24 protein-coding genes are annotated in these 23,534 nt (G+C 47.1%); 11 read left to right on the plus strand and 13 right to left on the minus strand.

The window, feature by feature from the left end; translation table 11 throughout:
• The first annotated feature begins 81 nt into the window (after window positions 1-81).
• From B5D58_RS03640 to ftsZ, 3 genes are all read left to right on the plus strand, one after another.
• A complete protein-coding gene (locus B5D58_RS03640; RefSeq protein ID WP_074671157.1) occupies window positions 82-810 on the plus strand; it encodes a cell division protein FtsQ/DivIB in 729 nt (242 codons plus the stop codon).
• A gap of 60 nt (window positions 811-870) precedes the next feature.
• Window positions 871-2,109 carry a cell division protein FtsA gene (gene ftsA / locus B5D58_RS03645; RefSeq protein ID WP_011111605.1) on the plus strand — a complete coding sequence of 413 codons (1,239 nt, stop codon included), beginning with the start codon at window positions 871-873 and terminating at the stop codon, window positions 2,107-2,109.
• A gap of 69 nt (window positions 2,110-2,178) precedes the next feature.
• Complete coding sequence (gene ftsZ / locus B5D58_RS03650) at window positions 2,179-3,327, plus strand: cell division protein FtsZ (protein ID WP_011111606.1); 1,149 nt, start codon at window positions 2,179-2,181, stop codon at window positions 3,325-3,327.
• A 160-nt stretch (window positions 3,328-3,487) separates the two neighbouring features.
• Here ftsZ and B5D58_RS03655 read toward each other — a convergent pair whose 3' ends face one another.
• Window positions 3,488-3,730, minus strand: coding sequence for a hypothetical protein (locus tag B5D58_RS03655; protein ID WP_011111607.1), 243 nt, complete (start codon window positions 3,728-3,730; stop codon window positions 3,488-3,490).
• A gap of 203 nt (window positions 3,731-3,933) precedes the next feature.
• Between B5D58_RS03655 and pstC the strand changes: the two genes are divergently transcribed.
• Genes pstC through pstB form a run of 3 tightly spaced genes read left to right on the plus strand, consistent with a single transcriptional unit; the run spans window position 3,934 to window position 6,614 of the window.
• A complete protein-coding gene (pstC, locus tag B5D58_RS03660; protein ID WP_011111608.1) occupies window positions 3,934-4,863 on the plus strand; it encodes a phosphate ABC transporter permease subunit PstC in 930 nt (309 codons plus the stop codon).
• A 14-nt stretch (window positions 4,864-4,877) separates the two neighbouring features.
• Window positions 4,878-5,804 carry a phosphate ABC transporter permease PstA gene (gene pstA, locus B5D58_RS03665; RefSeq protein ID WP_041356617.1) on the plus strand — a complete coding sequence of 309 codons (927 nt, stop codon included), beginning with the start codon at window positions 4,878-4,880 and terminating at the stop codon, window positions 5,802-5,804.
• Window positions 5,805-5,813: 9 nt separating this feature from the next.
• Entirely contained in the window at window positions 5,814-6,614 is an 801-nt protein-coding gene (gene pstB, locus B5D58_RS03670; RefSeq protein ID WP_011111610.1) for a phosphate ABC transporter ATP-binding protein PstB, read from the plus strand.
• 176 nt (window positions 6,615-6,790) lie between these two features.
• Here pstB and acnA read toward each other — a convergent pair whose 3' ends face one another.
• Window positions 6,791-9,637: an aconitate hydratase AcnA gene (acnA, locus tag B5D58_RS03675; RefSeq protein ID WP_011111611.1), complete on the minus strand. Its 2,847-nt coding sequence runs from the start codon at window positions 9,635-9,637 to the stop codon at window positions 6,791-6,793.
• 143 nt (window positions 9,638-9,780) lie between these two features.
• Here acnA and B5D58_RS03680 point away from each other — a divergent pair, with 143 nt between their 5' ends.
• Together B5D58_RS03680 and B5D58_RS03685 are read left to right on the plus strand one after the other, a co-directional pair.
• On the plus strand, window positions 9,781-10,686 hold the full coding sequence (locus tag B5D58_RS03680) for a D-hexose-6-phosphate mutarotase (protein ID WP_011111612.1): 906 nt from the start codon (window positions 9,781-9,783) through the stop codon (window positions 10,684-10,686).
• A 40-nt stretch (window positions 10,687-10,726) separates the two neighbouring features.
• Window positions 10,727-11,284: an NADPH-dependent FMN reductase gene (locus B5D58_RS03685; RefSeq protein WP_011111613.1), complete on the plus strand. Its 558-nt coding sequence runs from the start codon at window positions 10,727-10,729 to the stop codon at window positions 11,282-11,284.
• 225 nt (window positions 11,285-11,509) lie between these two features.
• On the opposite strand, the gene argB is transcribed toward B5D58_RS03685, so the two are convergent.
• The 3 genes from argB to B5D58_RS03700 all read right to left on the minus strand — a co-directional run bounded on the left by argB (window position 11,510) and on the right by B5D58_RS03700 (window position 13,372).
• Complete coding sequence (gene argB / locus B5D58_RS03690) at window positions 11,510-12,397, minus strand: acetylglutamate kinase (protein WP_011111614.1); 888 nt, start codon at window positions 12,395-12,397, stop codon at window positions 11,510-11,512.
• Between the two features lie 90 nt (window positions 12,398-12,487).
• Complete coding sequence (locus tag B5D58_RS03695) at window positions 12,488-13,000, minus strand: chemotaxis protein CheW (protein ID WP_011111615.1); 513 nt, start codon at window positions 12,998-13,000, stop codon at window positions 12,488-12,490.
• A gap of 6 nt (window positions 13,001-13,006) precedes the next feature.
• Entirely contained in the window at window positions 13,007-13,372 is a 366-nt protein-coding gene (locus B5D58_RS03700) for a response regulator (RefSeq protein ID WP_011111616.1), read from the minus strand.
• Between the two features lie 294 nt (window positions 13,373-13,666).
• Between B5D58_RS03700 and B5D58_RS03705 the strand changes: the two genes are divergently transcribed.
• A complete protein-coding gene (locus tag B5D58_RS03705) occupies window positions 13,667-14,251 on the plus strand; it encodes a BON domain-containing protein (protein WP_011111617.1) in 585 nt (194 codons plus the stop codon).
• 44 nt (window positions 14,252-14,295) lie between these two features.
• Window positions 14,296-15,663 carry an FAD-binding oxidoreductase gene (locus tag B5D58_RS03710; protein WP_011111618.1) on the plus strand — a complete coding sequence of 456 codons (1,368 nt, stop codon included), beginning with the start codon at window positions 14,296-14,298 and terminating at the stop codon, window positions 15,661-15,663.
• 72 nt (window positions 15,664-15,735) lie between these two features.
• On the opposite strand, the gene cyoE is transcribed toward B5D58_RS03710, so the two are convergent.
• The 8 genes from cyoE to coxB form a co-directional block, all read right to left on the minus strand.
• Complete coding sequence (gene cyoE / locus B5D58_RS03715) at window positions 15,736-16,632, minus strand: heme o synthase (RefSeq protein WP_011111619.1); 897 nt, start codon at window positions 16,630-16,632, stop codon at window positions 15,736-15,738.
• A 108-nt stretch (window positions 16,633-16,740) separates the two neighbouring features.
• Entirely contained in the window at window positions 16,741-17,322 is a 582-nt protein-coding gene (locus B5D58_RS03720) for an SCO family protein (RefSeq protein WP_011111620.1), read from the minus strand.
• Complete coding sequence (locus B5D58_RS03725; protein WP_041357118.1) at window positions 17,297-18,010, minus strand: SURF1 family protein; 714 nt, start codon at window positions 18,008-18,010, stop codon at window positions 17,297-17,299. The genes B5D58_RS03720 and B5D58_RS03725 overlap by 26 nt, the downstream gene beginning before the upstream one ends.
• Before the next feature lie 113 nt (window positions 18,011-18,123).
• Window positions 18,124-18,969, minus strand: a complete 846-nt coding sequence (locus tag B5D58_RS03730; RefSeq protein WP_011111622.1) for a cytochrome c oxidase subunit 3 — start codon at window positions 18,967-18,969, stop codon at window positions 18,124-18,126.
• A gap of 24 nt (window positions 18,970-18,993) precedes the next feature.
• Window positions 18,994-19,230 (minus strand): DUF2970 domain-containing protein, encoded by a 237-nt coding sequence (locus B5D58_RS03735; RefSeq protein ID WP_041356621.1) that lies wholly within the window; start codon window positions 19,228-19,230, stop codon window positions 18,994-18,996.
• Window positions 19,231-19,241: 11 nt separating this feature from the next.
• Window positions 19,242-19,766: a cytochrome c oxidase assembly protein gene (locus B5D58_RS03740; protein ID WP_011111624.1), complete on the minus strand. Its 525-nt coding sequence runs from the start codon at window positions 19,764-19,766 to the stop codon at window positions 19,242-19,244.
• 125 nt (window positions 19,767-19,891) lie between these two features.
• Entirely contained in the window at window positions 19,892-21,469 is a 1,578-nt protein-coding gene (gene ctaD, locus B5D58_RS03745) for a cytochrome c oxidase subunit I (RefSeq protein WP_011111625.1), read from the minus strand.
• A gap of 54 nt (window positions 21,470-21,523) precedes the next feature.
• Window positions 21,524-22,366, minus strand: a complete 843-nt coding sequence (gene coxB, locus B5D58_RS03750; protein WP_011111626.1) for a cytochrome c oxidase subunit II — start codon at window positions 22,364-22,366, stop codon at window positions 21,524-21,526.
• A 467-nt stretch (window positions 22,367-22,833) separates the two neighbouring features.
• On the opposite strand from coxB, the gene B5D58_RS03760 reads away from it, so the two are divergent.
• The gene (locus B5D58_RS03760) at window positions 22,834-23,529 is read left to right on the plus strand and encodes a Bax inhibitor-1/YccA family protein (RefSeq protein ID WP_011111627.1); all 696 of its coding nucleotides are present in this window, start codon (window positions 22,834-22,836) and stop codon (window positions 23,527-23,529) included.
• Window positions 23,530-23,534: the final 5 nt, after the last annotated feature.

Below are 23,534 nucleotides of genomic sequence, written 5' to 3' on the forward strand. Positions count from 1 at the left end.
ATCTGATTGTCATGTTTCACACCCTGCTATCCGCAGAGAGCCATTCATCCGGATTCCGGGCAATCGGACAACTGTAAACGTATGTGGAACGATCATCAATCCCTGAACTTTCTGGCAAATATCCTGCTGACGGGTGTTCTGCTGGCTACGATCTATGTAGTGGGAACCAGAATATTGGCATTGCCGTTTTTTTCATTGAGGGAAGTCCGGGTGGAAGCCATGGATAAGAATCGGACGGGTAATGTCAGTCTGGTACATATCACCCGTGATCAGATCGAACAGGTCGTACGCAATTCGGCAAACGGTAATTTCATCATGATCGATCTGAAAACATTGCAGAACGCTTTTATGGAATTGCCATGGGTCAGATCGGTTAAAATTCTGCGTGAATGGCCGCCTGCATTGAACATATTATTGGAAGAGCATAAGCCGCTTGCATACTGGGAAGAAACGGCCCTGGTCAATACAAATGGAGAAATATTTCACGCAATAATGGATAATGTGCGTCTTCCGGTGTTTGCTGGTCCCGATAACAGCAGTCGTTTGATTACTCAACAATATCGCATCTTCAATAAATTACTGCAGCCAACCGGACAAACTGCCATAGAGATCGTGCTGACTCCACGGCATGCCTGGCATGTTCGATTGAACACGGGAACCTGGCTCAAGCTGGGAAGAGAGCAGATCGAACAGCGTTTGAAACGTTATGTAGCGGTGCGTACACAATATAATGAAAGTCTGGATCGGTATGGAAGTTCCGCTTATGTGGATCTGCGCTATGCCAGCGGGTTTGCAATACGCATACCCTGATATTGCATTGAATCTCAGGGCAGACAAACACTATGACTATGAAATCGGGGGGATTTTCAAATGAGTAAAGTCAAGGAAGGCAAAGATCTGATTGTCGGTCTTGATATCGGCACATCGAAAATCGTGGCCATTGTCGCTGAAATGAAGCCCGAAGGTGGATTCGAGATCATCGGTCTGGGCAGCCACCTCTCACGTGGCCTGAAAAAGGGTGTGGTCGTCAACATCGAAGCGACCGTCAATGCCATTCAGCGTGCCCTCGAGGAAGTCGAGCTCATGGCGGGCTGTCGGATCAGTGAAGTGTATGCCGGGATCGCCGGTAACCATATCCGCGGTTTCAACTCACATGGCATGGTGGCGATCAAGGACAAGGAAGTCACTCAGGCAGATGTCGAGAAAGTGATGGAAACTGCCAAGGCGGTGAATATTCCGGCCGATCAGCAGATCCTGCATATCCTCAACCAGGAATTCATTATCGATGGCCAGGAAGACGTACGCGAACCTGTCGGAATGAGCGGTATCCGGCTGGAAGTCAAGGTGCATATCGTAACCGGAGCAGTATCCGCTGCCCAGAATATCGCCAAATGCATCCATCGCTGCGGACTGGATGTACGGGATCTGGTGCTCCAGCCACTGGCCTCGGCCAAAGCAGTGCTTTCCGAAGATGAAAAGGATCTGGGTGTATGTCTGGTCGATATCGGCGGAGGAACCACCGATATCGCTGTTTTTACGGATGGTGCAATCAGACATACTGCGGTGATCCCGGTGGCGGGTGACCAGATCACCAATGACATCGCCATGGCGCTGCGCACCCCCACGAAAGATGCGGAGGATATCAAGTGTCGTTATGGCATTGCCTTACGCACGCTGGCTGATATCCGCGAAATGGTCGAGGTTCCGGATGTTGGAAATCGTGGTGCCCGCCCGTTGTCGCGGCAAACCCTGGCTGAAGTCATCGAACCACGCGTGGAAGAGCTCTACCTGCTGATTCAGGCAGAACTGAGACGCAGTGGTTTCGAACAGCTGCTCTCGTCAGGGATCGTCATCACCGGCGGCAGCAGTTCCATGCTGGGAATGGTCGAGCTGGGGGAAGAGATTTTTCACATGCCTGTGCGTCTGGGATTGCCGGTCTATAACGGCAGCCTGGAGGAAGTGGTACGGACACCGAGATACTCGACTGCCATCGGTCTGGTGATGGTCGGCATGGAAGATCGTCTCCATCACCATCAGGCAAAACTGAAAAGCAGCTCTACCAGGCAGATTCTGGCAAAAATGAAAGGATGGTTTCAGGAAAATTTTTAAATCGGGTTTTAATGAAGTTTTATCTGCGGAATATTGTTTGAAAACTCACCATGCAATAGGAGAAACATAATGTTTGAGATCACGAATACCGAACCACTTGAAGCCGTCATCAAAGTCATAGGTATTGGCGGATGTGGCGGAAACGCCGTGGATCATATGATTCGCAATGAAGTAAAAGGTGTCGAATTCATTTGTATGAATACCGATGCGCAGGCACTCCAGGGAAATCGTGCACAGACCCTGTTGCAGTTGGGTACCAGTGTTACCCGCGGACTGGGAGCAGGCGCCAATCCGGATATTGGCAAGGAAGCCGCTCTGGAAGATCGGGATCATATTGCTGAAATCGTCCAGGGCGCTGATATGTTATTCATTACCGCCGGGATGGGGGGAGGTACGGGTACGGGTGCTGCTCCGGTCGTGGCCCAGATTGCCAAGGAAATGGGTATCCTGACCGTTGCCGTTGTCAGCAAACCATTCTCTTTCGAGGGTAAACGCCTGAAAGCAGCACAAGCTGGAATGGAAGCACTGGCAGAACATGTCGATTCACTGATTGTCATCCCGAATGACAAACTGATGAAAGTGCTGGGCAATGATATCAGCATGCTGGACGCCTTCAAGGCAGCAAACGACGTACTGTATGGTGCCGTAGCAGGTATCGCGGAAGTCATCAATTGTCCGGGGCTGGTAAACGTGGATTTTGCTGACGTCAAAACGGTCATGTCTGAAATGGGCATGGCCATGATGGGCTCTGCAGCCGCCAGCGGTGTCGATCGTTCACGTATGGCTGCGGAAGAAGCCGTTGCAAGCCCGCTGCTCGAAGAAATCACGCTGACAGGCGCACGGGGTGTACTGGTAAACATCACCGCCAGCTCAGCCATGAAAATGCGTGAAGTACAGGAAGTGATGGACATCGTGAAAAAAATGACGGCTGAAGACGCAACTGTCATCGTCGGTACAGTCATCGATGAAAATATGGGTGACAGTCTGCGTGTAACACTGGTCGCAACGGGGCTTGGCAATATCAATCAACAATCCCAGAGACCCATGACCGTTATCCATACCCGAACAGGTACCGATGACAGAATTTCCTCTCACCAGGTGGATGAACCTGCAGTCATGAGAACAGGAAGAAGGAGCAATGCTGCGGTCACGGCCATGCAGCAGGCTGGCATGGATCCGATGGATATTCCTGCTTTCCTCAGAAGACAGGCTGACTAAGATCTATCCGCTGAAAATCATTCCGCTCCGGATAATTTGCATCTCTGCATTTTAACGTCATACAAAAACCGCCCTTGAAAGGGCGGTTTTTGCAGCATCTCCCCAAATGCGGGTGATATCACCAGTTTATTTGCTTTATCTGTACGCTGGTTCAATTCGTTCACGGATACAGTCGTTCGTGGATTTCTTTCAGTTTATCGAGCTCCAGAACTGCTTCAAATGGAAAACCGGAACGATCCCGCCCTTTTTCTGTAATCAGCAGTTTTTCCAGATAACGATAAAATTCCACATATCCCCACAATAACTCTATCTGACCGGCAACTCTCGGATAATCCCTGTCAAGAATCGATTCCCGGTCACCCAGATAAGTGGCGAATTCTTTTATGGTGCGTTTCAGCGTCATGAAATTTACTCCAGCCTGACTTCAACAAAATAATCATTCTGCAATATCGACCTGAATTTATGACGGGTTTAATTGTTTTCAGTTGAATGCTCCTGTATTTCAGCTGACTTTGTTTCTCAACCTTCCATTTTCATCAAACTGTAATAATTGATTTCTAGAATGACTCGTCCCCACATATCCGGATTGCTACCCAGACGATCAGAATGCCTATCCCGAACAACACCGATCATTCACCCGGAAGTCTACGTCGCAGCTATAAACGATACCTCAAAGAACGGGTGATAGAACTGCTGCTGTTCCTGGCCGCTTTTCTTTCCGTTTTCATTACCTTTGCGATCATTTACCTGCTGATTTCAGAATCACTGGTATTTTTTGAGCATGTTTCTGTATGGGACTTTCTAACAGACACACAATGGACACCATTGTTTGACGACGCCCATTACGGAATACTTCCGCTTGTTTCAGGAACAGCCATCAGCTCGCTGGTTGCACTCGTCATAGCGCTTCCCTTTGGTACGATCATTGCCATCTATCTTTCGGAGTTTGCACCCTTCACGGTGAGAGAGATAGCCAAACCATTCCTTGAATTGCTTGGAGGCATTCCGACAGTCGTCTATGGATATTTTGCGTTACTGTTCGTCACCCCCCTGCTGCAGACCATTCTTCCAGATCTGCCTGGTTTCAGTCTGCTGTCTGCAGGGCTGGTGATGGGAATCATGATCATTCCCTACGTCAGCTCGATGACAGAAGATGCCATGCGTTCTGTACCAATGCACTTGCGGGAGGGGTCGTACGCCATCGGTGCCACACGATTCCAAACGGCAATCAAAGTAGTGATGCCCGCCTCTTTGTCCGGTATTGCAGCCGCCTATATTCTCGGCATTTCCCGTGCTGTCGGAGAAACCATGGTAGTTGCAATTGCAGCAGGCATGCAGCCCAATCTGGTATGGAACCCGATGGAACCGGCAGCAACCATTACCACCTATATCGTCCAGGTCAGCCTGGGAGATTTGCCGCATGGCAGCGTTGGGTACCAGACGATCTTTGCTGCGGGACTGACACTCCTCCTGCTGACCCTGGTTTTCAATATCCTGGGGCATTTACTGCGCAAGCGATACCGTGAGGTTTACTGATACCCATGCTACCTATGAATCACCCTGACAATCTGAATGAAATACGTACCATCATTGCTTATCACAAGCGTTGGGACTTACTGGCGCTGGTAGCAGGTGTTACCGCACTGATGATCGCGATTCTGACGTTCATCGCACTGTTCGGGAGTATGGTCATCGACGGAATGCCACGCCTGACCTGGGAATTTTTCACCTCCTTTCCCTCTCGCAAACCGGAAGCGGCCGGAATTCTCTCCGCATGGGTCGGCACGACATTGATCATGCTGGTGACAGCGGCAGCGGCCGTTCCTCTCGGTGTGGCGGCCGGTGTTTATCTTGAAGAATACGCACCGAAAAACCTCATCACCGAAATCATCGAAATCAATGTCACCAATCTGGCGGGTGTACCCTCCATTATTTATGGTCTGCTGGCACTGGGGCTGTTCGTCTATCAACTCGGACTGGGCCAGAGTATCCTCTCAGCCGGGCTGACACTGGCGCTGCTGATTCTGCCAATCGTCATCGTTGCAACCCGTGAAGCGATCAGATCCATTCCCGTTTCCATCCGTGAAGGAGCTTATGCCCTGGGGGCAACCAAATGGCAAACAGTATCAGATCATGTCCTGCCTTATTCCGCAGCCGGTATTCTGACGGGAGTCATTATCGGACTGGCGCGTGCGATTGGAGAAACAGCACCAATCATCACGATCGGTGCACTGACATTCATTGCTTTTCTGCCTCCATCCCCCATTCAGGATCAGTTCCCGTTCGTATCGTTCCAATGGCTGATGGAGCCATTTACAGTTATGCCAATTCAGATGTTCAACTGGATATCGAGACCGCAAGAAGCCTTTCAGCATAATGCAGCGGCTGCCGGCCTGGTACTGGTCGTCATGACGTTACTGATGAACGGACTCGCTATTTATCTGCGCTATCGTCTGCGTAAAAATATCAAGTGGTAAATCAAAATCATGCAAATATTCAAACCTGCCAGCGGCCACACTCATTCTACTGTCCAGAAATCAGTGGTCAATAAACTGAACTTCTATTACGGGGGTTATCAGGCACTTAAAAATATCGATATGATGGTCTATGAAAAACAGGTAACTGCCCTGATCGGGCCGTCAGGCTGCGGTAAATCGACCTTCCTCCGATGTTTCAACCGCATGCATGATCTGTATCCGCGTAACCATTACGAGGGAGAGATCATCCTCCACCCGGATAATGCAAACATTCTCTCACCCGAAGTGGATCCGATCGAAGTCAGGATGCGGATCAGTATGGTATTTCAAAAACCCAATCCCTTTCCCAAGTCAATTTTTGAGAATGTGGCCTATGGCCTCAGGATACGGGGTGTCAAACGCCGTTCCATTCTCGAGGAACGGGTAGAAAATGCACTGCGTAATGCTGCATTATGGGAAGAAGTCAAAGATCGGCTTGGAGATCTTGCCTTCAATCTCTCGGGTGGCCAGCAGCAACGACTGTGTATCGCCCGTGCTCTGGCGACGGATCCTGAAATCCTTTTATTCGATGAACCCACCTCTGCGCTGGATCCAATCGCAACCGCAAGTATCGAAGAACTGATCTCGGATCTCAGGAACAAGGTTACGATCCTGATCGTGACCCACAATATGCAACAGGCTGCCAGGGTATCGGACTACACCGCCTATATGTATATGGGTGAGCTGATCGAATTTGGCGCTACCGACACTATCTTCATCAAACCAAAAAACAAACAGACTGAAGATTACATTACCGGCCGATTCGGCTAAGGTAATTCCTGCCTTTTACACCATCATATTTATTCCAAGCCGGTCATACGGTGTGATACGCGACATTGTTACCTATAGCCCCGGCTCTGAATGATCTCTTTTATGGACCATTCAGAGCTTGCAGCGCTTCACGATAATTCTGATATCAACTCGCGGACGACTAAAACCAAGGCAACTCACGCATACGCTTTTCTCAGGACATAAGGCAGAATACCGCCATGGTAATAATAGTCGACCTCGATAGCAGTATCGATACGGCAACGTAGTCTGATTTCCCGCCGGGAGCCATCTTGCCCGTGAATGACCAGTGTCACTTCCTGCTGTGGCTGAATATTGCCCAGATCAGGAAGCTCGAATTTCTCATTGCCCTGAATACCAAGCGAACTGACGCTATCGCCTTCCTTGAACTGCAGAGGCAGCACACCCATGCCGACCAGATTGCTGCGATGGATACGTTCGTAACTCTCTGCGACAACTGCTTTGACGCCCAGCAGTTGCGTGCCTTTAGCAGCCCAGTCACGACTTGATCCGGTACCGTATTCCTTGCCGGCGAATACAATCACAGGTGTTCCATCTTCGATATACCGCATGGCCGCGTCGAAGATACTCATTTGCTTACCGTCAGGATCGTCCTTGCCGCGATACAGCGTAACGCCTCCCTCGCTGCCGGGTATCATCAGATTTCTGATACGCACATTGGCAAAAGTACCACGCATCATGACATGGTGATTGCCCCGGCGTGAGCCGTAACTGTTGAAATCCATCCGGGTAACGCCATGTGCCAGCAGATATTGTCCTGCCGGTGAAGATTCCTTGATGGCTCCCGCCGGGCTGATATGGTCAGTAGTCACCGAGTCACCAAAAATCGCCAGCGCACGCGCACCATGAATGGCATCCGGTGTTCTGGTTCGGTCGATCTCCAGAGAAAAATCCTCGAAAAACGGTGGCTCGGCAATATAGGTGGAATCCGGCCAGTCATACAGCCTGCCTGTCACCGCAGTAATGCCATTCCAGAGCGGGTGGTCCCGGGTGAAATCACTGTACAAGCGGCGGAAAGTTTCTGCCTGGGTCGCAAATTTCATCATCGATTCGATTTCGGCACTGTCCGGCCAGATATCCTGCAACCACACGGGCTTGCCATCCTTACCCTCTCCCAGCGGCTCACGGGTAAGATCTTTCAGCACCGTTCCAGCAATTGCATAGGCCACCACAAGCGGCGGAGAAGCCAGAAAATTGGCACGAATGCTGGGATGAACGCGTGCCTCAAAATTACGGTTTCCTGACAGCACAGCCGCACATACCAGATCATCCTTTACAATGGTTTCTTCAATGACTTCCAGCAGAGGCCCGGAATTTCCGATACAGGTGGTGCAGCCGTAACCGGCCAGACTGAAACCAAGCTGCTCCAGATAGGGCAGCAAACCGGCAGCACCGAGATATTCCGTAACGACACGGGAGCCAGGTGCCAGTGAAGTCTTGATATGTTTCCTGACTGACAAACCTTTCTCCACCGCCTTCTTAGCCAGTAAACCTGCCGCAATCAGTACACTCGGATTGGACGTGTTGGTACAGGAAGTGATCGCGGCAATCAATATATCGCCATGATGCAACTTAATCGGTCGTGCTAGCGATACAGGGACAGCAGTCTGCTGCGTGGGATGATTATTGACCATTTCAACCGCATTGCGCGCACTGCCCGGTGGTAACGTCAACTCGCTCTGACTGGTGTCAGGGGCGATGCAAAGCTTGGATTCCACGTGACGGCTGTCGCGGGTGGAATAAGTATCATCCAACACTTCTGCCGGTTTGCCATAACCATTTTCCTTGACAGATTTGCTGAAAAGTTCAGTAAAGCTGTATTTCAGATCTTTGAGTGCTATCCGATCCTGCGGGCGCTTCGGCCCGGCCAGAGAAGGCACGATCGTATTCAGATCGAGCGTCAACTCCTGGCTGTAGTCGATCTCTCCCGGATGCGGCATGCCGAATAATTCCTGTGCCTTGAAATAGCGCTCAAACGCGTCGATTTCTTCATCGGTACGGCCGGTATGACGGAAGTAGGTCAGTGTTACGTCATCCACCGGGAAGAAACCCATAGTGGCGCCGTACTCGGGTGCCATGTTGGCAATCGTGGCACGATCCGGCAGACTGAGCGAAGCTGCACCTTCACCGAAAAACTCGACAAATTTGCCCACGACATTGGCCCGACGCAGCATTTCTGTTACCGTCAACACCAGATCGGTTGCAGTGACTCCTTCCCGCAGCCGCCCGGTCAGATTGACACCCACCACATCCGGTGTCAGAAAATAGACCGGTTGTCCCAGCATACCGGCTTCGGCCTCGATCCCTCCCACTCCCCAGCCCACCACACCGATACTGTTGATCATCGTGGTATGCGAGTCGGTTCCTACCAGTGTATCCGGGTACATCAGTCCATCCTTCTGATGCACGCCGCGCGCGAGATATTCCAGATTGACCTGATGCACGATACCGATTCCCGGTGGCACCACGCCAAATGTATCGAATGCCTGCATCCCCCATTTGATGAACTGGTAGCGTTCCTGATTGCGCTGGAATTCCACTTCCATATTGCGTGCCAGTGCCTGGCTGTCACCGTAGTAATCCACCTGAATCGAATGGTCGACTACCAGGTCAACCGGCACCAGTGGTTCGATCAATTCAGGATTTTTTCCCAACCTCCTGGCTGCACTGCGCATTGCAGCCAGATCAACCAGCAGCGGCACGCCGGTAAAATCCTGCAGTACGATGCGCGCCACCACAAACGGAATCTCCTGGGTACGTTCTGCTCTCGGCTGCCAACCGGCAAGCTGCCTGACATGAGTTTCGGTGATCTTTTTTTCATCATAATTTCGCAATATCGATTCCAGCACAATGCGGATTGAAACCGGCAGGCGCGAAATTGCTCCCAAACCAGCCGCACCCAGCGCAGGCAGTGAATAAAACTGAACGGTTTTACCGCTGGCAAGTGATAACGTGCTTAAACTGTTGAATAAATTATGGGCCATGTTGATTCCTCGAATAAAAGACTTTGAGCATTTTGTGTTTATGCAGTAACCGATTGAGTTTATCATTCAGCACAGACTGCGGCCAGATACTTGACCTGATGCCAGTGGTTACAGGATTTTTTGCATTTCTAAACGGGAAAATGATGAATATTGAACAATTAAACAAAAATTACAAAATTGGGGAACAGGTAGTTTTTGCAGAGGGTGAAGGAGGTTTGCCCTTTATTCATGTCAGGAATGACAAAGCCAGCGCGCTGATCTCGGTTTATGCCGGGCAGGTACTTGCATACCGGCCTCAGAGTATTCAGGACGATCTTCTGTTCCTGAGCAAGCGCGCCTATTATCAGGCGGGCAAGGCGATCAAGGGAGGCGTGCCAATCTGCTGGCCGTGGTTCGGTCCGGACCCGGAAGGCAGAGGACGTCCCGCACATGGCTTCATGCGTAACTGCATGTGGGATATCGTCGAAGTATCCGCAACACCGGAAGGCAATACTCGCATCGTACTGGGATCGACAGATACCGAAGAAACACAATCCATCTGGTCCCGCTCATTCGTACTGCGGCTGGAAATCACTATCGGCGATACGCTCAATCTTGAACTGGTAACCCGCAATTCCGGTTCACAGGCGTGCACCGTCACCCAGGCTTTTCATACCTATTTCAGCGTGGGAGATATTCGCCAGACCCATGTATCCGGTCTGGAAAATACCCGCTATATCGACAAAGTGGACGATAACCTGGAAAAAAACCAAACTGGATCGGTGACTATCGATGCGGAAGTGGATCGAATCTACCAGTCGGTTGGCAGCAATCTCGTCATTCATGATACTGCCCGCAAGCGCCGTATCCACATTACTTCCAAAGGTAACCGAACAGCAGTGGTATGGAACCCCTGGGCAAAAATTTCGGCTGAAATGGCAGATCTGGAAGACGATGATTACCTGCGTTTCATTTGTGTGGAGACCACCAACGCTGCAACAGACCGGGTACATATCCAGCCCGGCAGCGAATTCCGGCTGATTGCCAATTACCGGATCGAGCAGGATTGACAGAATATTTCTAAATTTCTCGAAAAGGAAAATGATAGCCATGAAACTTCATATCATTACCTGCAGTACCCGCCCCGGGCGTATTGGCCCTTATGTCGCAAAATGGTTTAGCGAGGTCGCCGTACAACACGGCAAATTTGAAGTCGTGCCAGTCGATCTGGCCGAATTCAATCTGCCGGTATACGACGAGCCGGAACACCCTATACGTCAGCAATATCAGCATGTGCATACAAAAAACTGGGCAGCCAGCGTCAGCGCAGCAGACGCTTACGTATTCGTTACGCCGGAATATAATTTCGGCCCGCCGCCTTCGCTGCTCAATGCGCTCAATTATGTCTACAAAGAGTGGAATTACAAACCTGCCGGGATAGTAAGTTACGGTGGAATATCAGGTGGATTACGCTCGGCACAAATTCTGAAGCAGACCCTGACCACCCTGAAAATCATGCCTATGATGGAAGCTGTGGCTATTCAGAATGTTTCCACACTCATCAGTGAACACAAACAGTTTATGCCCAGTGAACATCACACCAGCTCTGCAGTAACGATGCTGAATGAACTGTATAAATGGGCACAGGCACTCAAAACACTGCGATAGTGATCTACGTCAAGTTGCAGCTAACAACTCGTGTTACTTATTCAGATTAAACGCAAAGTCGACAAGGCACCCCGGCTGACTGCCAAAAAATTGTACTTTTTACCATTAGCTGAGTTTTCCCGTCAGACGGCTCACATCGCGTCGATAATGATCCGGCAAAAATACGGAACAAAGAATCGTTACACCATCCCATGACATGAACGGTTCCTGCTCCGGCTGGGTTTATCAGCCATTACCCTTGATCAGGGTCCCCACTCCTTCGTCAGTCAGTATTTCGAGCAGGAGAGCATGTTGCACTCGTCCGTCGATGATATGGCAGGATTTGACACCATTCTTGACTGCATCCAGCGCAGATTTGATTTTAGGTAACATTCCACCGGAAATCGTGCCATCTGCAAATAGTTCATCCACCCGACCGGCAGTCAAACCGGTGAGCAGGTTACCATTCTTATCCAGCACACCAGGTGTGTTGGTCATCAGAATCAATTTTTCGGCTTTGAGCGTTTCTGCCAGACGGCCTGCTACAAGATCAGCATTGATATTGTAGGATTCTCCATCTTCGCCAACACCGATGGGTGCGATCACGGGAATGAAATCGCGGGTATCGAGCAATGCGATTAGTGAAGGGTCGATATACTCGATTTCACCGACCTGGCCAATGTTGATCCATTCCCCGGCTTTTTCCTTATCCTGGATCAGCATTCTTTTGGCGCGAATGAACATTCCGTCTTTTCCGGTCAACCCTACTGCCTGTCCACCGTGGCGGTTGATAAGATTGACGATCTCCTTGTTAATGAGGCCGCCAAGTACCATTTCGACGATGTCCATAGTTTCGGCATCTGTAACCCTCATACCTTGTATGAATACGCCTTCCTTACCGACCCGTTTCAGCATGTGGTCAATTTGCGGACCGCCGCCGTGGATGATGACCGGGTTCATTCCAACCAGTTTCAGCAATACCACATCTCTGGCAAAGCCCTGCTTGAGCGCTTCCTCAATCATGGCGTTGCCGCCATATTTGATGACGATGGTTTTATCGTGAAAACGCCGGATATAGGGTAATGCTTCAGCCAGGATGTTGACTTTTTCGTTTATGGCAGAGGGAGACGGCATGTCTGAGAAATTGAAAAAATTGAAGAAAAATTGTCAGATTACATTCATAAAATCAGGCAATCAGGCAGCACAGCCGAGACTGGAGGTAATTCAGCTGCCCGCCCGCTGGAAAGATTCGAGTTGTAGCAGTGCCGGTAAATTCAGCATGCGCCAAAGTCTGTCCTGACGGTCTTTGTATATGCCGGCCACGACAGGTCGTTTGTCCTCATGATCTGACTGGGGAACAAACTCCATCAGATTCCGGATACCGAGAACACTGCCTGCCAGCATGGCATAACTTACACCCAGGCGAGGGATGGTCAGAAAGACCCGGTTTTTTGCGCTGATGCAGGTGGATGTGTTGTCAAGATAATGGCTCAAGTCACATAAACCGTAAACATTACCACGCACATTGATGACACCGAGGAACCATGGCTGTGTCAGAAAAACCGGGGTTATTTTGGGTACCGGCAATATTTCACTGATGTTACTCATTGGTATCAGCCACCGGTCTTCACCAATGGTGATTCCCAGTACTGGAATGGTGGCTGAAGTTTCCTGAGCCTTTTTATTGATTTGCTCAGTCAGTGATGACTGACGTTCCGGCATGGCATTAATTGTCATTGAATATCAGTTCAGTCCGGCAATCTTTTGCAATAACTCGGCAGCTACGACCGGCTTGGTAATATAATCCCGCGCACCTTGTCGCAATCCCCAGATTTTATCGGTTTGCTGATCTTTGGTTGTGCAGAGAATGACAGGGATATGGCGAGTTGCACCATCTCGAGCAAGTATACGTGTTGCCTGATAACCATTGATTCCAGGCATGACCACATCCATCAGCACCAAATCCGGCCAGATTTCCCTGGCTTTGATGACACCCTCCTCACCACTCTCGGCCACTCCCACCTGATAGCCACTCCTGATCAATATACCGGAAATAATATGGCGATCTGTCGGCGAATCATCGACTACCAATATCGTCCTGACTGTCATACGTGATTCTCTATAAAAAGCTTCATTTTCACCTGCACAATATGCGGTATTCTGTGAAATACCTGAAACAGCTTAAATTCAGTGAAAGTAACAGATTCATATTCTAAAGTTTAGTCTCCAGACAATAAAGGATGACGGTTAGTAATCAGTACAGATTGATCCGGTGTTAGACTACGCACTTTATGTTTGCAGGATTACTCTGCTGCGAGCCTCGTGTTGCGGAAAACCCCGATATTGGTATATCACTGTTTCTTTCAGGCAAATAAATAAAGTCTATTGTACGTTTAAATCATTATGCAAAATACTTTCATCAAGCTGATATTGGGAATACAAATTTTATTCCTTCTAACGGGCTGTGTGCCGATGGTATTGACAGGTGTGGGAGTCGGTGCGGGAACCGGAGCATTAATGGTTGAAGACCGCCGCAGCAGCGGGATGTATATTGAAGATGAGAGGATTGAGCTCAAAACCAGCCGCAGAATCGGTGAACGCCTTGGTGACAAAGTACACGTGAATGTCACCAGTTTTAACCGTAACGTTTTGCTGACAGGTGAAACCCCTGATGAATCTACCAGGAAAGAAGTGGAAAAGCTGGCTATGAGTGTGGAAAACGTACTGAATGTTTCCAACGAAATCATCGTTGCACCGAAGAGTTCATTGGCTTCACGCAGCAATGACACGCTGATTACTTCCAAGGTTAAAGCTCGTTTTATCAATAACCGGGTATTCCAGGTCAATCACATCAAAGTCGTTACTGAGAATGGCGTGGTGTACTTGCTGGGATTGGTAAAACGTAATGAAGGCGAAAAGGCTACACACATTGCCAGTACCACGGAAAGCGTGACAAAAGTTGTAAAAGTATTTGAGTATCTGGATTAAACAATACCTTTTTGATCTTTCCGAGCCATCCTCGGCATCAGTAAATGCTGCCTGCGGAGTTTATCAAATCACTACAGAATCTGATTCCTTCCGATCGACTCTATTTCGATCCGGTGGATTGTTACGCTTACGCCTACGATAACAGCAGGAAGTTTTTTCCTCCCGAGTGTGTCATATTCCCTCTGACGACTGATGAAACCGCAAAAACTGTCCGGTTATGTAACCAGTTCAAAATACCTCTGACACCACGCGGACGAGGCACCGGTACGGCTGGCGGCAGCTTGGCCGAACAGGGCGGAGCTACGCTCTCACTGGAGCAGATGACACAAATCATCTCGATCGACCCCCCCAACCGGGCACTCGTCACCGAGCCCGGTGTTTTAAACGAAACCATTCAAGCTGCTGCCAAACCTCATGGCTTTTTTTGGCCACCCGACCCTTCCAGTGCGGCATTCTCAACTATTGGCGGGAATCTTGCCACCAGCGCAGGAGGACCACATGCGGTCAAATATGGAACAACCCGCGATCATGTGCTTGGATTGACCGCAGTAACAGGGAAAGGGGACATTATTAAAACCGGGTGCTATACCACCAAAGGTGTCGTTGGCTATGATCTGACCCGTTTGCTGATTGGTTCAGAAGGTACGCTTGCTGTCATAACGGAAATGACACTTAAGCTGACTCCGCTACCTGCTGCCAAAAGTGGACTTGTTGCGCATTATCAGGATGCTGACAGTTGTGCGTCAGCAATCGTATCTATCATGAAAGAGCCACAAGGACCGAGTGCTCTTGAGTTCTTGGATTCGGGCTCACTTAATCTCATTCGTGCCAGAAATCCTGAGTTATTACCAAGCGACTCTCAGGCCATGCTGATGATCGAGGTCGATGGTACAGAACATGAAATCCCGGAAACAACAGCAAAACTTTTAGCTGCTTGCCAGAACTCCGGGTTATTGAAAGCAGTATCCGTTCAGAATACGGCAGATTTATGGAAGGTCAGGAAAACATTATCGCCCTTGCTGCGGGATATTGCACCCAAGAAAATCAACGAGGATATCGTAGTTCCAGTCGATAAAATTCCCCGGTTATTGGCCGGATTATCCGCACTATGCAAGCAATATCAGATTGCCAACGTAAATTTCGGACATGCTGGAAATGGGAATATTCACGTTAACCTGCTCATCGACCCGGACAACCCCAGCGAAAGTGAACGTGCATATAAATGCCTGGATCAGATATTTGATCTGGTCATCAGCCTCAATGGCACACTCTCGGGTGAGCACGGTATAGGCTCCGAAAAGCGCCCCTATATTGGCAAGGAACTCAATGACGCTACTCTGACTTTGATGAAGCAGATCAAACTGACTTTTGATCCTAATAATATTCTGAATCCTGGAAAGCTGTTTCCCTGATCATCCTATCAAAAGCGACCCCAGTATTACTCTCTCTGGAGCCGCTTATATGTCAATCCAGATTTCTCTGTATCAGAAATAAAAGTAGTGATCTACCAGCAATGCTGTAAACAGCAGCGCGAGATAAGCTATAGAGTAACGGAAAGCTTCTCTGGCAATCTGGTCAGTGTAATGCAGGTAGATTCTGATTGCGTAATAGAAAAATATCGCATCAAGAATCAACACACTCCCCAAATAGATCAGACCGCTCATCTGAGTAAGATAGGGTAGTACCGTTACTACACAAAGAATAATTGTATAAAGTAATACATGCAGACGCGTAAACTCATCACCATGAGTCACTGGAAGCATCGGCATACCAATTTTTGCATAATCTGTTTTGCGATAAAGGGCCAATGCCCAGAAATGTGGTGGTGTCCATGCGAAAATAATGAGAAACAGCAATAGAGCATCTGCAGAAATTTCTCCTGTAACTGCTGCCCACCCCAGTACTGGTGGCATTGCACCAGATGCACCTCCGATTACAATATTTTGAGGTGTAAGAGGTTTAAGTATCACAGTGTATATGATCGCATAACCGACAAAAGTACCGAGAGTCAGCCACATTGTTAACGGATTGACCCATTGGTGAAGCATGAACAGACCAAAGCCACCAATCAATACAAGAAAGAAAAGTGTTTCAGGAACACTTACCTTTCCTTGAGGCAAAGGCCTTCCCTTCGTGCGAGCCATGATTGCATCGAACTTGTATTCAACCAGGCAGTTAAGGGCAGCTGCTGCACCAGCGACAAGCGAGATTCCAACTGTTCCAAAGATTAGTTTATCTAAAGGTACTGCACCAGGAACTGATAAAAACATACCAATCACGGCAGTAAATACAATGAGTGAAACAACGCGTGGCTTAGTAAGTCTATAAAACTGCTGAACACGTGCCGTTGCCTGTTGCCAAGCTAATGAACTTGTAGTCATTACTTACTCCTCACAATCTTTTCTAATGACAGGCAAGTGCTGCCTGTTTTTATATTACGTTTTAGATAAAGCCAGATCCAACCTGATTTTCGTCACTTTGCTCACCTGTTAATGTTCCAGATGAGAAAGTTTCAGTAATCTTTTCAAATCACCGACCATCTTCCGCGGATCTGCATTCCTGGGATATCTCATCATTAAGTTACCCATAGGATCAACAACATAAATATGATCTTCCCGCTTGTTCTCAGCAGGAAACTCTTTCAATAAATCCTTACCATTCGCCAATACCAATCTGGTTCCTTTGAATTTATCGATTGTCTCCTGATCAGGTCTAATATCGTCATTAATTAACCACACTCGCTGAACCTTGTCCTTGTCGACATGCTGTGCGAGACGAACCTGTCTGAGCGTATAAAGCTTTTCCTGGCAATATTCTTCACATTTTCCGGAGTCAATGATTAATAAATTCCAGGTACCTTTCAACTGCCGTATACGAAAAATTGTATTATCCGTCAGATTTGTTGCTTCTCCCTGTAATGGCCTGACTTCGAGCAACTCACCATAATTGACGGTATGATCCGGCCGGAAATTAGATCGGTGTAAAAAAGACGAAATGACAATTGGAGATAATATCACCAGCATCATCAGGATTAGCTTCAGCCGGCTACGCGATACTTTTTCGTTTGACATTTAACACGATGTAAATAATCAAAGTCATGACAGCCAGTGAGAACCACTGAAAAGCATAACCTATGTTTTTTGAAGATCCGGAATCAGGCTTTTCCCATTGCCTTATCAAACCATCACCCTGTGTCTCATTCTGCTGTAATAGCAGAAAAGGCTGAAAAGTAAGTTCGGTCAGATTCTGATAGCTATCCAGGCTAAAACTTTGCCAGACTTTACCAGTAAATTGTTTATCCGATAGTGACAACGTCCTGATTGACGGCGATACAACAACTCCTGTCAGGTAAACCAGTCCATCCGGAGTATAGATATCTGGTAAAAGTGATCGATCGTTACCTCCAGAAACCCAGCCCCTATTAACCAACACATAAGTTGTACTGTTCACTTGACGTAGTGGTGTAAGCACGTGGTAGCCAACAACCCCTTGATGTGTTTTGTTATCAAGAAATATGGTATGTTCAGCTTCGAAATACCCGTGAACTTCTACCCGGCGATATAAATAATCATCCAGTTCTATTAGTGGCTCAGGAACTGTAACTGGTGGTTGCTGAGCATAACGTTCCAGGAGGGCAAAACTGGCCTCTTTTTCTTCCGCTCTGGATAATTGCCAGAATCCTAACTTTAAAAAAAGTGCAATCGCTAAAATAGTAACTGCTGTTGACCATAACGCCGGTTTAAATTGCTGTTTGAACATCAGCACAGATTAATAACTATACATGTTTCAGAGGCCCACCTTCTGTAAAGAGCTGGGCCTCTGTCTCCAATAACAATTAAGTTTATAGCCTAGCTGATTTACTTTTACCCTGGTTACACCAAATAGACAAAAATAAACAATCCCAACCAGACAACATCCACGAAGTGCCAGTACCATGCTACCCCTTCAAACCCGAAATGGTGTTCCGGTTTAAAATGGCCTGACAGACATCTGAAGAAAATTGCAATCAACATGATTGTACCAACTGTCACGTGAAACCCGTGAAAACCAGTCAGCATGAAGAAAGTCGATCCGTATGCACCACTGGTCATTTTTAGATTGAGATCTGAATAAGCATGGGCATACTCATATATCTGAAAGCCAAGAAATGTTACTCCCAGTGCTATCGTTGCAAACAACCACAGTTTTAAAGCACCACGATCATTTTTTTTCAGCGCCCAATGTGCCAGAGTAATTGTCACTCCAGAGGTCAGAAGCAACATAGTGTTAATTGCTGGAATTCCCCATGCCCCCATTGGAGTAAATTTCTCATCAAATCCAGGACCTGCTGTCGGCCAGTCTGCAGAAAAACCCGACCAAAGCAATTCCTGATCAGCTCCAGCTAACCAAGGTACTGAAAGCACACGCATATAAAACAAAGCACCAAAAAATGATGCAAAAAACATAACCTCAGAAAAAATAAACCAACCCATACTCCATCTAAAAGATTTATCTTCCTGGGCTTTATACTTACCTGCTTCACTCTCAAGTGAAACTTCACGAAACCAGCCATAAATCAGAAAGGCCAAAATAACCAGCCCAGTGATCAGCATGCCATAGCCAAGTGGCAGTTTGTTCATCGTAAACGCCGCCCCAAACCCCATAAAAAACAGGGCAGTAGAGCCTATAATTGGCCACTTGGATGGGGAAGGCACATAATAACCCGTTCCTTGACTCATTTAATCTTCCTCCTCGTTATTAACTTAACCTGTTACAAGCTTGACTACTGACAAAATACTTAAAATAAAAATAACGCCACCAACCAGACCACCAATTATTATTTGAACAGGTTTAATCTTGGCTGCATCGTGTTCCAGATCGCTCTTTTTTCTAATACCAATAAATGAAAATAAAACTGCTTCAGCCACCTGATACATAGATGCTTTTTCCATATCAGAATTTTGTAAAGCTGATGTTACCTTTTCATTTTCTTTTCCCATTTGCAACTTAATCAGTTTTTTACGTTGAAAAAAGTATATGAAATCGTGGCAGTATGGATATCGCCAGGTATTTCCGGATCTATTAAGAATCTGACAGGCAATTGTTTAACTTCTTTGCCTTGTAGCTCCTGCTGCGAAAAACAAAAGCACTCTATCTTCTTCAGATATCTTTCCAGATTTTTAGGGCTATAGCTGGGAATTGCCTGTCCAACCTGCACCTCTTCAGACTCATTACTAATCTCATACATAACTTCCGTAAGCTTACCCGGATGCAAATGGATATTGGCTTGTAATGACTTAAACTTCCAAGGAAGTCCGCGTACATTTGCGTCTAGCAGCAGGCTGATTGATCTTGTGTTATCTACTTCGGTATGTTTCGTCAGTGTATCTGGACGCTCCAGCTCGTATATACCAGTTACTTCACAGAATTTTTTATACAGCGGTACAAGTGCGTAACCAAAACCAAACATAACCACGCTAAAAACAAGTAACTTTTTTAGTATATCTACGTTGGTTTTGGCTACATCTTGTTTCATTGCTGTTTAAATATGACTGTTAGGATATAAACGGCTATCACCATGATAACCAGAATCAATGCAGTTCTTAACTTTCTGCGTTTTAACTCTGCATCCTCATCTTGCGACATTGAATTTCATCCTGTTTATTTAACGACAGGCGGTGTTTCAAAGCTATGATAAGGAGCTGGCGAAGGCAGGTGTGTCCACTCAAGAGTGGTTGCACCTTCCCATGTTTTATCCGCAGCCTTTTCCCCACCCCGTACACACTTAATCACAATGTATACAAACAGAAGCTGAGTCAACCCGAACCCAAATGCACCAATACTTGAAATCATGTTGAAATCAGCAAACTGCAGTGCGTAATCGGGAATTCTGCGAGGCATACCAGCCAAACCGAGGAAATGCTGTACAAAGAACGCCACGTTGAAGAAAACCATTGACAACCAGAAATGCCATTTACCTAATGACTCGTCATACATATGACCGGTCCATTTTGGCAACCAGTAATAGGCACCGGCAAACAATGCAAACAATGCTCCCGAAACCAGTACATAATGGAAATGGGCGATAACGTAGTATGTATCCTGCACCTGAATATCTACTGGCACAATTGCGCACACAACACCACTAAAACCACCAATGACAAACAAGAAGATGAACCCGATTGAAAACAGCATCGGAACTTCAAATGTCATTGAACCTCGCCACATGGTCGCAGTCCAGTTAAACACTTTCACTCCTGTCGGAACAGCGATCAGCATGGTCGCATACATGAAAAACAGCTGACCTGCTACAGGCATACCAGCTGTAAACATGTGGTGTGCCCATACGAAACATGACAGCAAAGCAATCGAGGCTGTTGCATAAACCATTGATGAATAACCGAACAAGGGTTTACGTGAGAAAGTTGGAATGATCTCTGAAACGACACCAAATGCTGGAAGAATCATGATGTAAACTTCTGGATGTCCAAAGAACCAGAAGATATGCTGGAACATCACAGGATCACCACCGCCAGCAGCATTAAAGAAACTTGTACCAAAATTACGATCGGTCAGTACCATCGTCACCGCACCAGCAAGCACGGGCATTACCAACACAAGGAGATATGCAGTAATCAGCCATGTCCATACAAACATTGGCATCTTCATCAATGTCATGCCTGGTGCACGCATATTCAATATGGTTGTAATGATATTGATTGAACCCATAATTGACGACATTCCCAGGATATGGACTGCAAACAACATCATATCTGTACCCATACCACCCTGTGTTGAAAGAGGGGGATAGAATGTCCAGCCACCTGCTGCGGCACCACCCGGTACAAAAAATGAAGTAATCAGCAACAATGCTGCGACGGGTAACAACCAGAAACTCCAGTTATTCAGGCGGGCAAATGCCATATCCGGAGCCCCGATCATTAATGGCACCTGCCAGTTTGCAAACCCTACCCATGCCGGCATGACAGCACCAAACACCATGATCAATCCATGCAGCGTAGTAAATGAATTAAACACTTCCGGTTCAAGTATCTGAATACCAGGCATAAAGAGCTCAGCTCTGATACCCATTGCCAGAAAACCACCCACAAACAACATAACAAGACTAAAACACAAATAAAGCGTCCCAATATCCTTGTGATTGGTTGTGGTCAACCAGCGCATTATACCGGTCGGATGATCATGTCCATGACCATGCACGTCTTGTATTACTGCCATTATTTTCTCCTCTAATCTAACGTAATCTAAATCTCAACCAGCAATCGGAATAAATCAGTTCTTACCTGAGCTCTGCTCAACAAGAGCTGTATTAACAACCCCGGCAGATGCACTCTTTTGCATCTCTGCAACCCATTGGGTATATTTTTCTTGCTCCATGACTTCAACAACTATTGGCATAAAACCATGCTCTTTACCACACAGCTCAGCACACTGACCACGATATACCCCAGGTTTTTCAACCTTGAACCATGCATCACGAATATATCCGGGTATGGCATCCTGCTTTACGCCGAGAGCGGGTACCCACCAAGCGTGAATCACATCATTTGCCGTCATAAGAATTCTAATTTTTTTCCCGGTCGGAACCACTACACGATTGTTTACTTCCAGTAAATAATCCTGCCCTTTGGTTGCCTCGTTACGAATCTGATCCTGAGGTGTAGATAACTGACTGTAGAAACTGATTCCCTCACCCTCACCCTGGATATAGTCATAGCCCCACATCCATTGATAGCCCGTAGCTTTGATGGTGACATCCGCCTCACTCGTATCCTTCATTTCGATTACAGTTTTGGTAGCGGGCCATGACATTGCAACCAGAATCAATATTGGAATAGTCGTCCATATAAACTCAATAGCCGTACTATGATGAAAATTGGCTGCTTTATAACCTACTGATTTACGATGTTTAATAATGGAATAACCCATTACGCCAAAAACACCTATAAAAATTACCAGACAGATCCATAACGCCATCATATGCTGATCATAGATTTGTTGCGCAATAGGTGTCTGCGGCTCAGGCAAGTTGTACTTACTTGACATTGCCATGCCCGAATATAAACCAAGAACTGTAAAACCTGATAGTGCCGCCATCAACTTACTACCACTCATATCTTACCCCCCCACATTAATTACTAAATCAATATCTACATTCCATCTGTGACCATAGAATGTTTTCTACACTTATCCTTCGCCCTTACCGGCTTTTATTTGATCTTTCACCCGAGCATAAATAGATATAAAAACCGGGTGACAGTTTTTCGGGGAATCTTAGCATTCGAATGCTACCAGCACAAGGAGGAAAATCATGATTCTTATAGAAAAATTACCACGCTGCTGCCATGGGAATTAATTACTTTTTCACATCGTGGAAAATTTTTTGTGCCGGCAATTTCTGCATACCACGCCCGCTCGGGTGGATTTAGCTTGCCCTTGGATATTGCACACAAACCCATAAAAACTATTTCCATATCATGGTTATTGGTTTGTGTATTTGGTTCGAACCAAATTGCAACTTTAACGTTCTCAAGGTAGTCTAGTTTGTCCTGTTTCTTAAATTTCAGAAGGAAATAAAAAACATGCAATTTAACCCCAAATATGCAACTCCTGTATCAAACACCGTTAATTCGGGCGTACGCAACAAAGTATTGAAAAATACTTACCTGATGCTTAGTTTAACCATGATTCCGACTATAGTCGGGTCAGTCATTGGCACCGGTACCAATTTCTCATTCCTGGCACAATCCCCAATTGTGGGTTCACTCGTAATGCTGGCGGTAATGATAGGTTTAATGTTTGCCGTCAGCGCTACACGCAACAGTATGTGGGGAATCATTCTGCTTTTCCTGTTTACCTTTGTTGCCGGCTGGTGGTTAGGTCCCTTGCTTCAGTACGCACTCCATTTCAAAAATGGCTCACAACTGATTGGCCTGGCTGCTGCAGGAACAGGTATCATTTTTTTCACGCTTGCCGGTATAGCCACAACCACACGTAAAGACTTTAGTTTTCTTGGCAATTTTTTGCTGGCTGGGATAATTCTGGTAATTTTGGCTTCTCTGGTCAATTTGTTCCTGGCCATTCCGGCAATTTCACTGGCAATTTCTGCCGTAGCAGTATTGGTTTTCTCCGGATTCATCCTGTTTGATGTGAACCGTATCGTAAATGGCGGTGAAACCAATTACGTCATGGCAACATTGGGTATTTATCTCAGCCTGTATAATTTGTTCATCAGCCTGATACAGTTGCTGCTGGCCTTTTTAGGTGAAAAAGACTGAAGTTG

Source organism: Nitrosomonas europaea, assembly GCF_900167395.1.
Lineage (GTDB): Bacteria > Pseudomonadota > Gammaproteobacteria > Burkholderiales > Nitrosomonadaceae > Nitrosomonas > Nitrosomonas europaea.

Coding starts and splice junctions, on each gene's coding strand:
- B5D58_RS03700 (WP_011111616.1), bottom strand. CDS start 13,372: ATGACAGTCAGGACGATATTGGTAGTCGATGATTCGCCGACAGATCGC.
- B5D58_RS03680 (WP_011111612.1), top strand. CDS start 9,781: ATGAATATTGAACAATTAAACAAAAATTACAAAATTGGGGAACAGGTA.
- B5D58_RS03655 (WP_011111607.1), bottom strand. CDS start 3,730: ATGACGCTGAAACGCACCATAAAAGAATTCGCCACTTATCTGGGTGAC.
- ctaD (WP_011111625.1), bottom strand. CDS start 21,469: ATGGCAGTAATACAAGACGTGCATGGTCATGGACATGATCATCCGACC.
- B5D58_RS03710 (WP_011111618.1), top strand. CDS start 14,296: ATGCTGCCTGCGGAGTTTATCAAATCACTACAGAATCTGATTCCTTCC.
- argB (WP_011111614.1), bottom strand. CDS start 12,397: ATGCCGTCTCCCTCTGCCATAAACGAAAAAGTCAACATCCTGGCTGAA.
- pstB (WP_011111610.1), top strand. CDS start 5,814: ATGCAAATATTCAAACCTGCCAGCGGCCACACTCATTCTACTGTCCAG.
- cyoE (WP_011111619.1), bottom strand. CDS start 16,632: ATGACTACAAGTTCATTAGCTTGGCAACAGGCAACGGCACGTGTTCAG.
- B5D58_RS03695 (WP_011111615.1), bottom strand. CDS start 13,000: ATGACAATTAATGCCATGCCGGAACGTCAGTCATCACTGACTGAGCAA.
- B5D58_RS03720 (WP_011111620.1), bottom strand. CDS start 17,322: ATGTCAAACGAAAAAGTATCGCGTAGCCGGCTGAAGCTAATCCTGATG.
- B5D58_RS03760 (WP_011111627.1), top strand. CDS start 22,834: ATGCAATTTAACCCCAAATATGCAACTCCTGTATCAAACACCGTTAAT.
- ftsA (WP_011111605.1), top strand. CDS start 871: ATGAGTAAAGTCAAGGAAGGCAAAGATCTGATTGTCGGTCTTGATATC.
- B5D58_RS03685 (WP_011111613.1), top strand. CDS start 10,727: ATGAAACTTCATATCATTACCTGCAGTACCCGCCCCGGGCGTATTGGC.
- pstC (WP_011111608.1), top strand. CDS start 3,934: ATGCCTATCCCGAACAACACCGATCATTCACCCGGAAGTCTACGTCGC.
- B5D58_RS03725 (WP_041357118.1), bottom strand. CDS start 18,010: ATGTTCAAACAGCAATTTAAACCGGCGTTATGGTCAACAGCAGTTACT.
- B5D58_RS03740 (WP_011111624.1), bottom strand. CDS start 19,766: ATGAAACAAGATGTAGCCAAAACCAACGTAGATATACTAAAAAAGTTA.
- B5D58_RS03735 (WP_041356621.1), bottom strand. CDS start 19,230: ATGGGAAAAGAAAATGAAAAGGTAACATCAGCTTTACAAAATTCTGAT.
- ftsZ (WP_011111606.1), top strand. CDS start 2,179: ATGTTTGAGATCACGAATACCGAACCACTTGAAGCCGTCATCAAAGTC.
- B5D58_RS03705 (WP_011111617.1), top strand. CDS start 13,667: ATGCAAAATACTTTCATCAAGCTGATATTGGGAATACAAATTTTATTC.
- acnA (WP_011111611.1), bottom strand. CDS start 9,637: ATGGCCCATAATTTATTCAACAGTTTAAGCACGTTATCACTTGCCAGC.
- coxB (WP_011111626.1), bottom strand. CDS start 22,366: ATGAGTGGTAGTAAGTTGATGGCGGCACTATCAGGTTTTACAGTTCTT.
- pstA (WP_041356617.1), top strand. CDS start 4,878: ATGAATCACCCTGACAATCTGAATGAAATACGTACCATCATTGCTTAT.
- B5D58_RS03730 (WP_011111622.1), bottom strand. CDS start 18,969: ATGAGTCAAGGAACGGGTTATTATGTGCCTTCCCCATCCAAGTGGCCA.
- B5D58_RS03640 (WP_074671157.1), top strand. CDS start 82: ATGTGGAACGATCATCAATCCCTGAACTTTCTGGCAAATATCCTGCTG.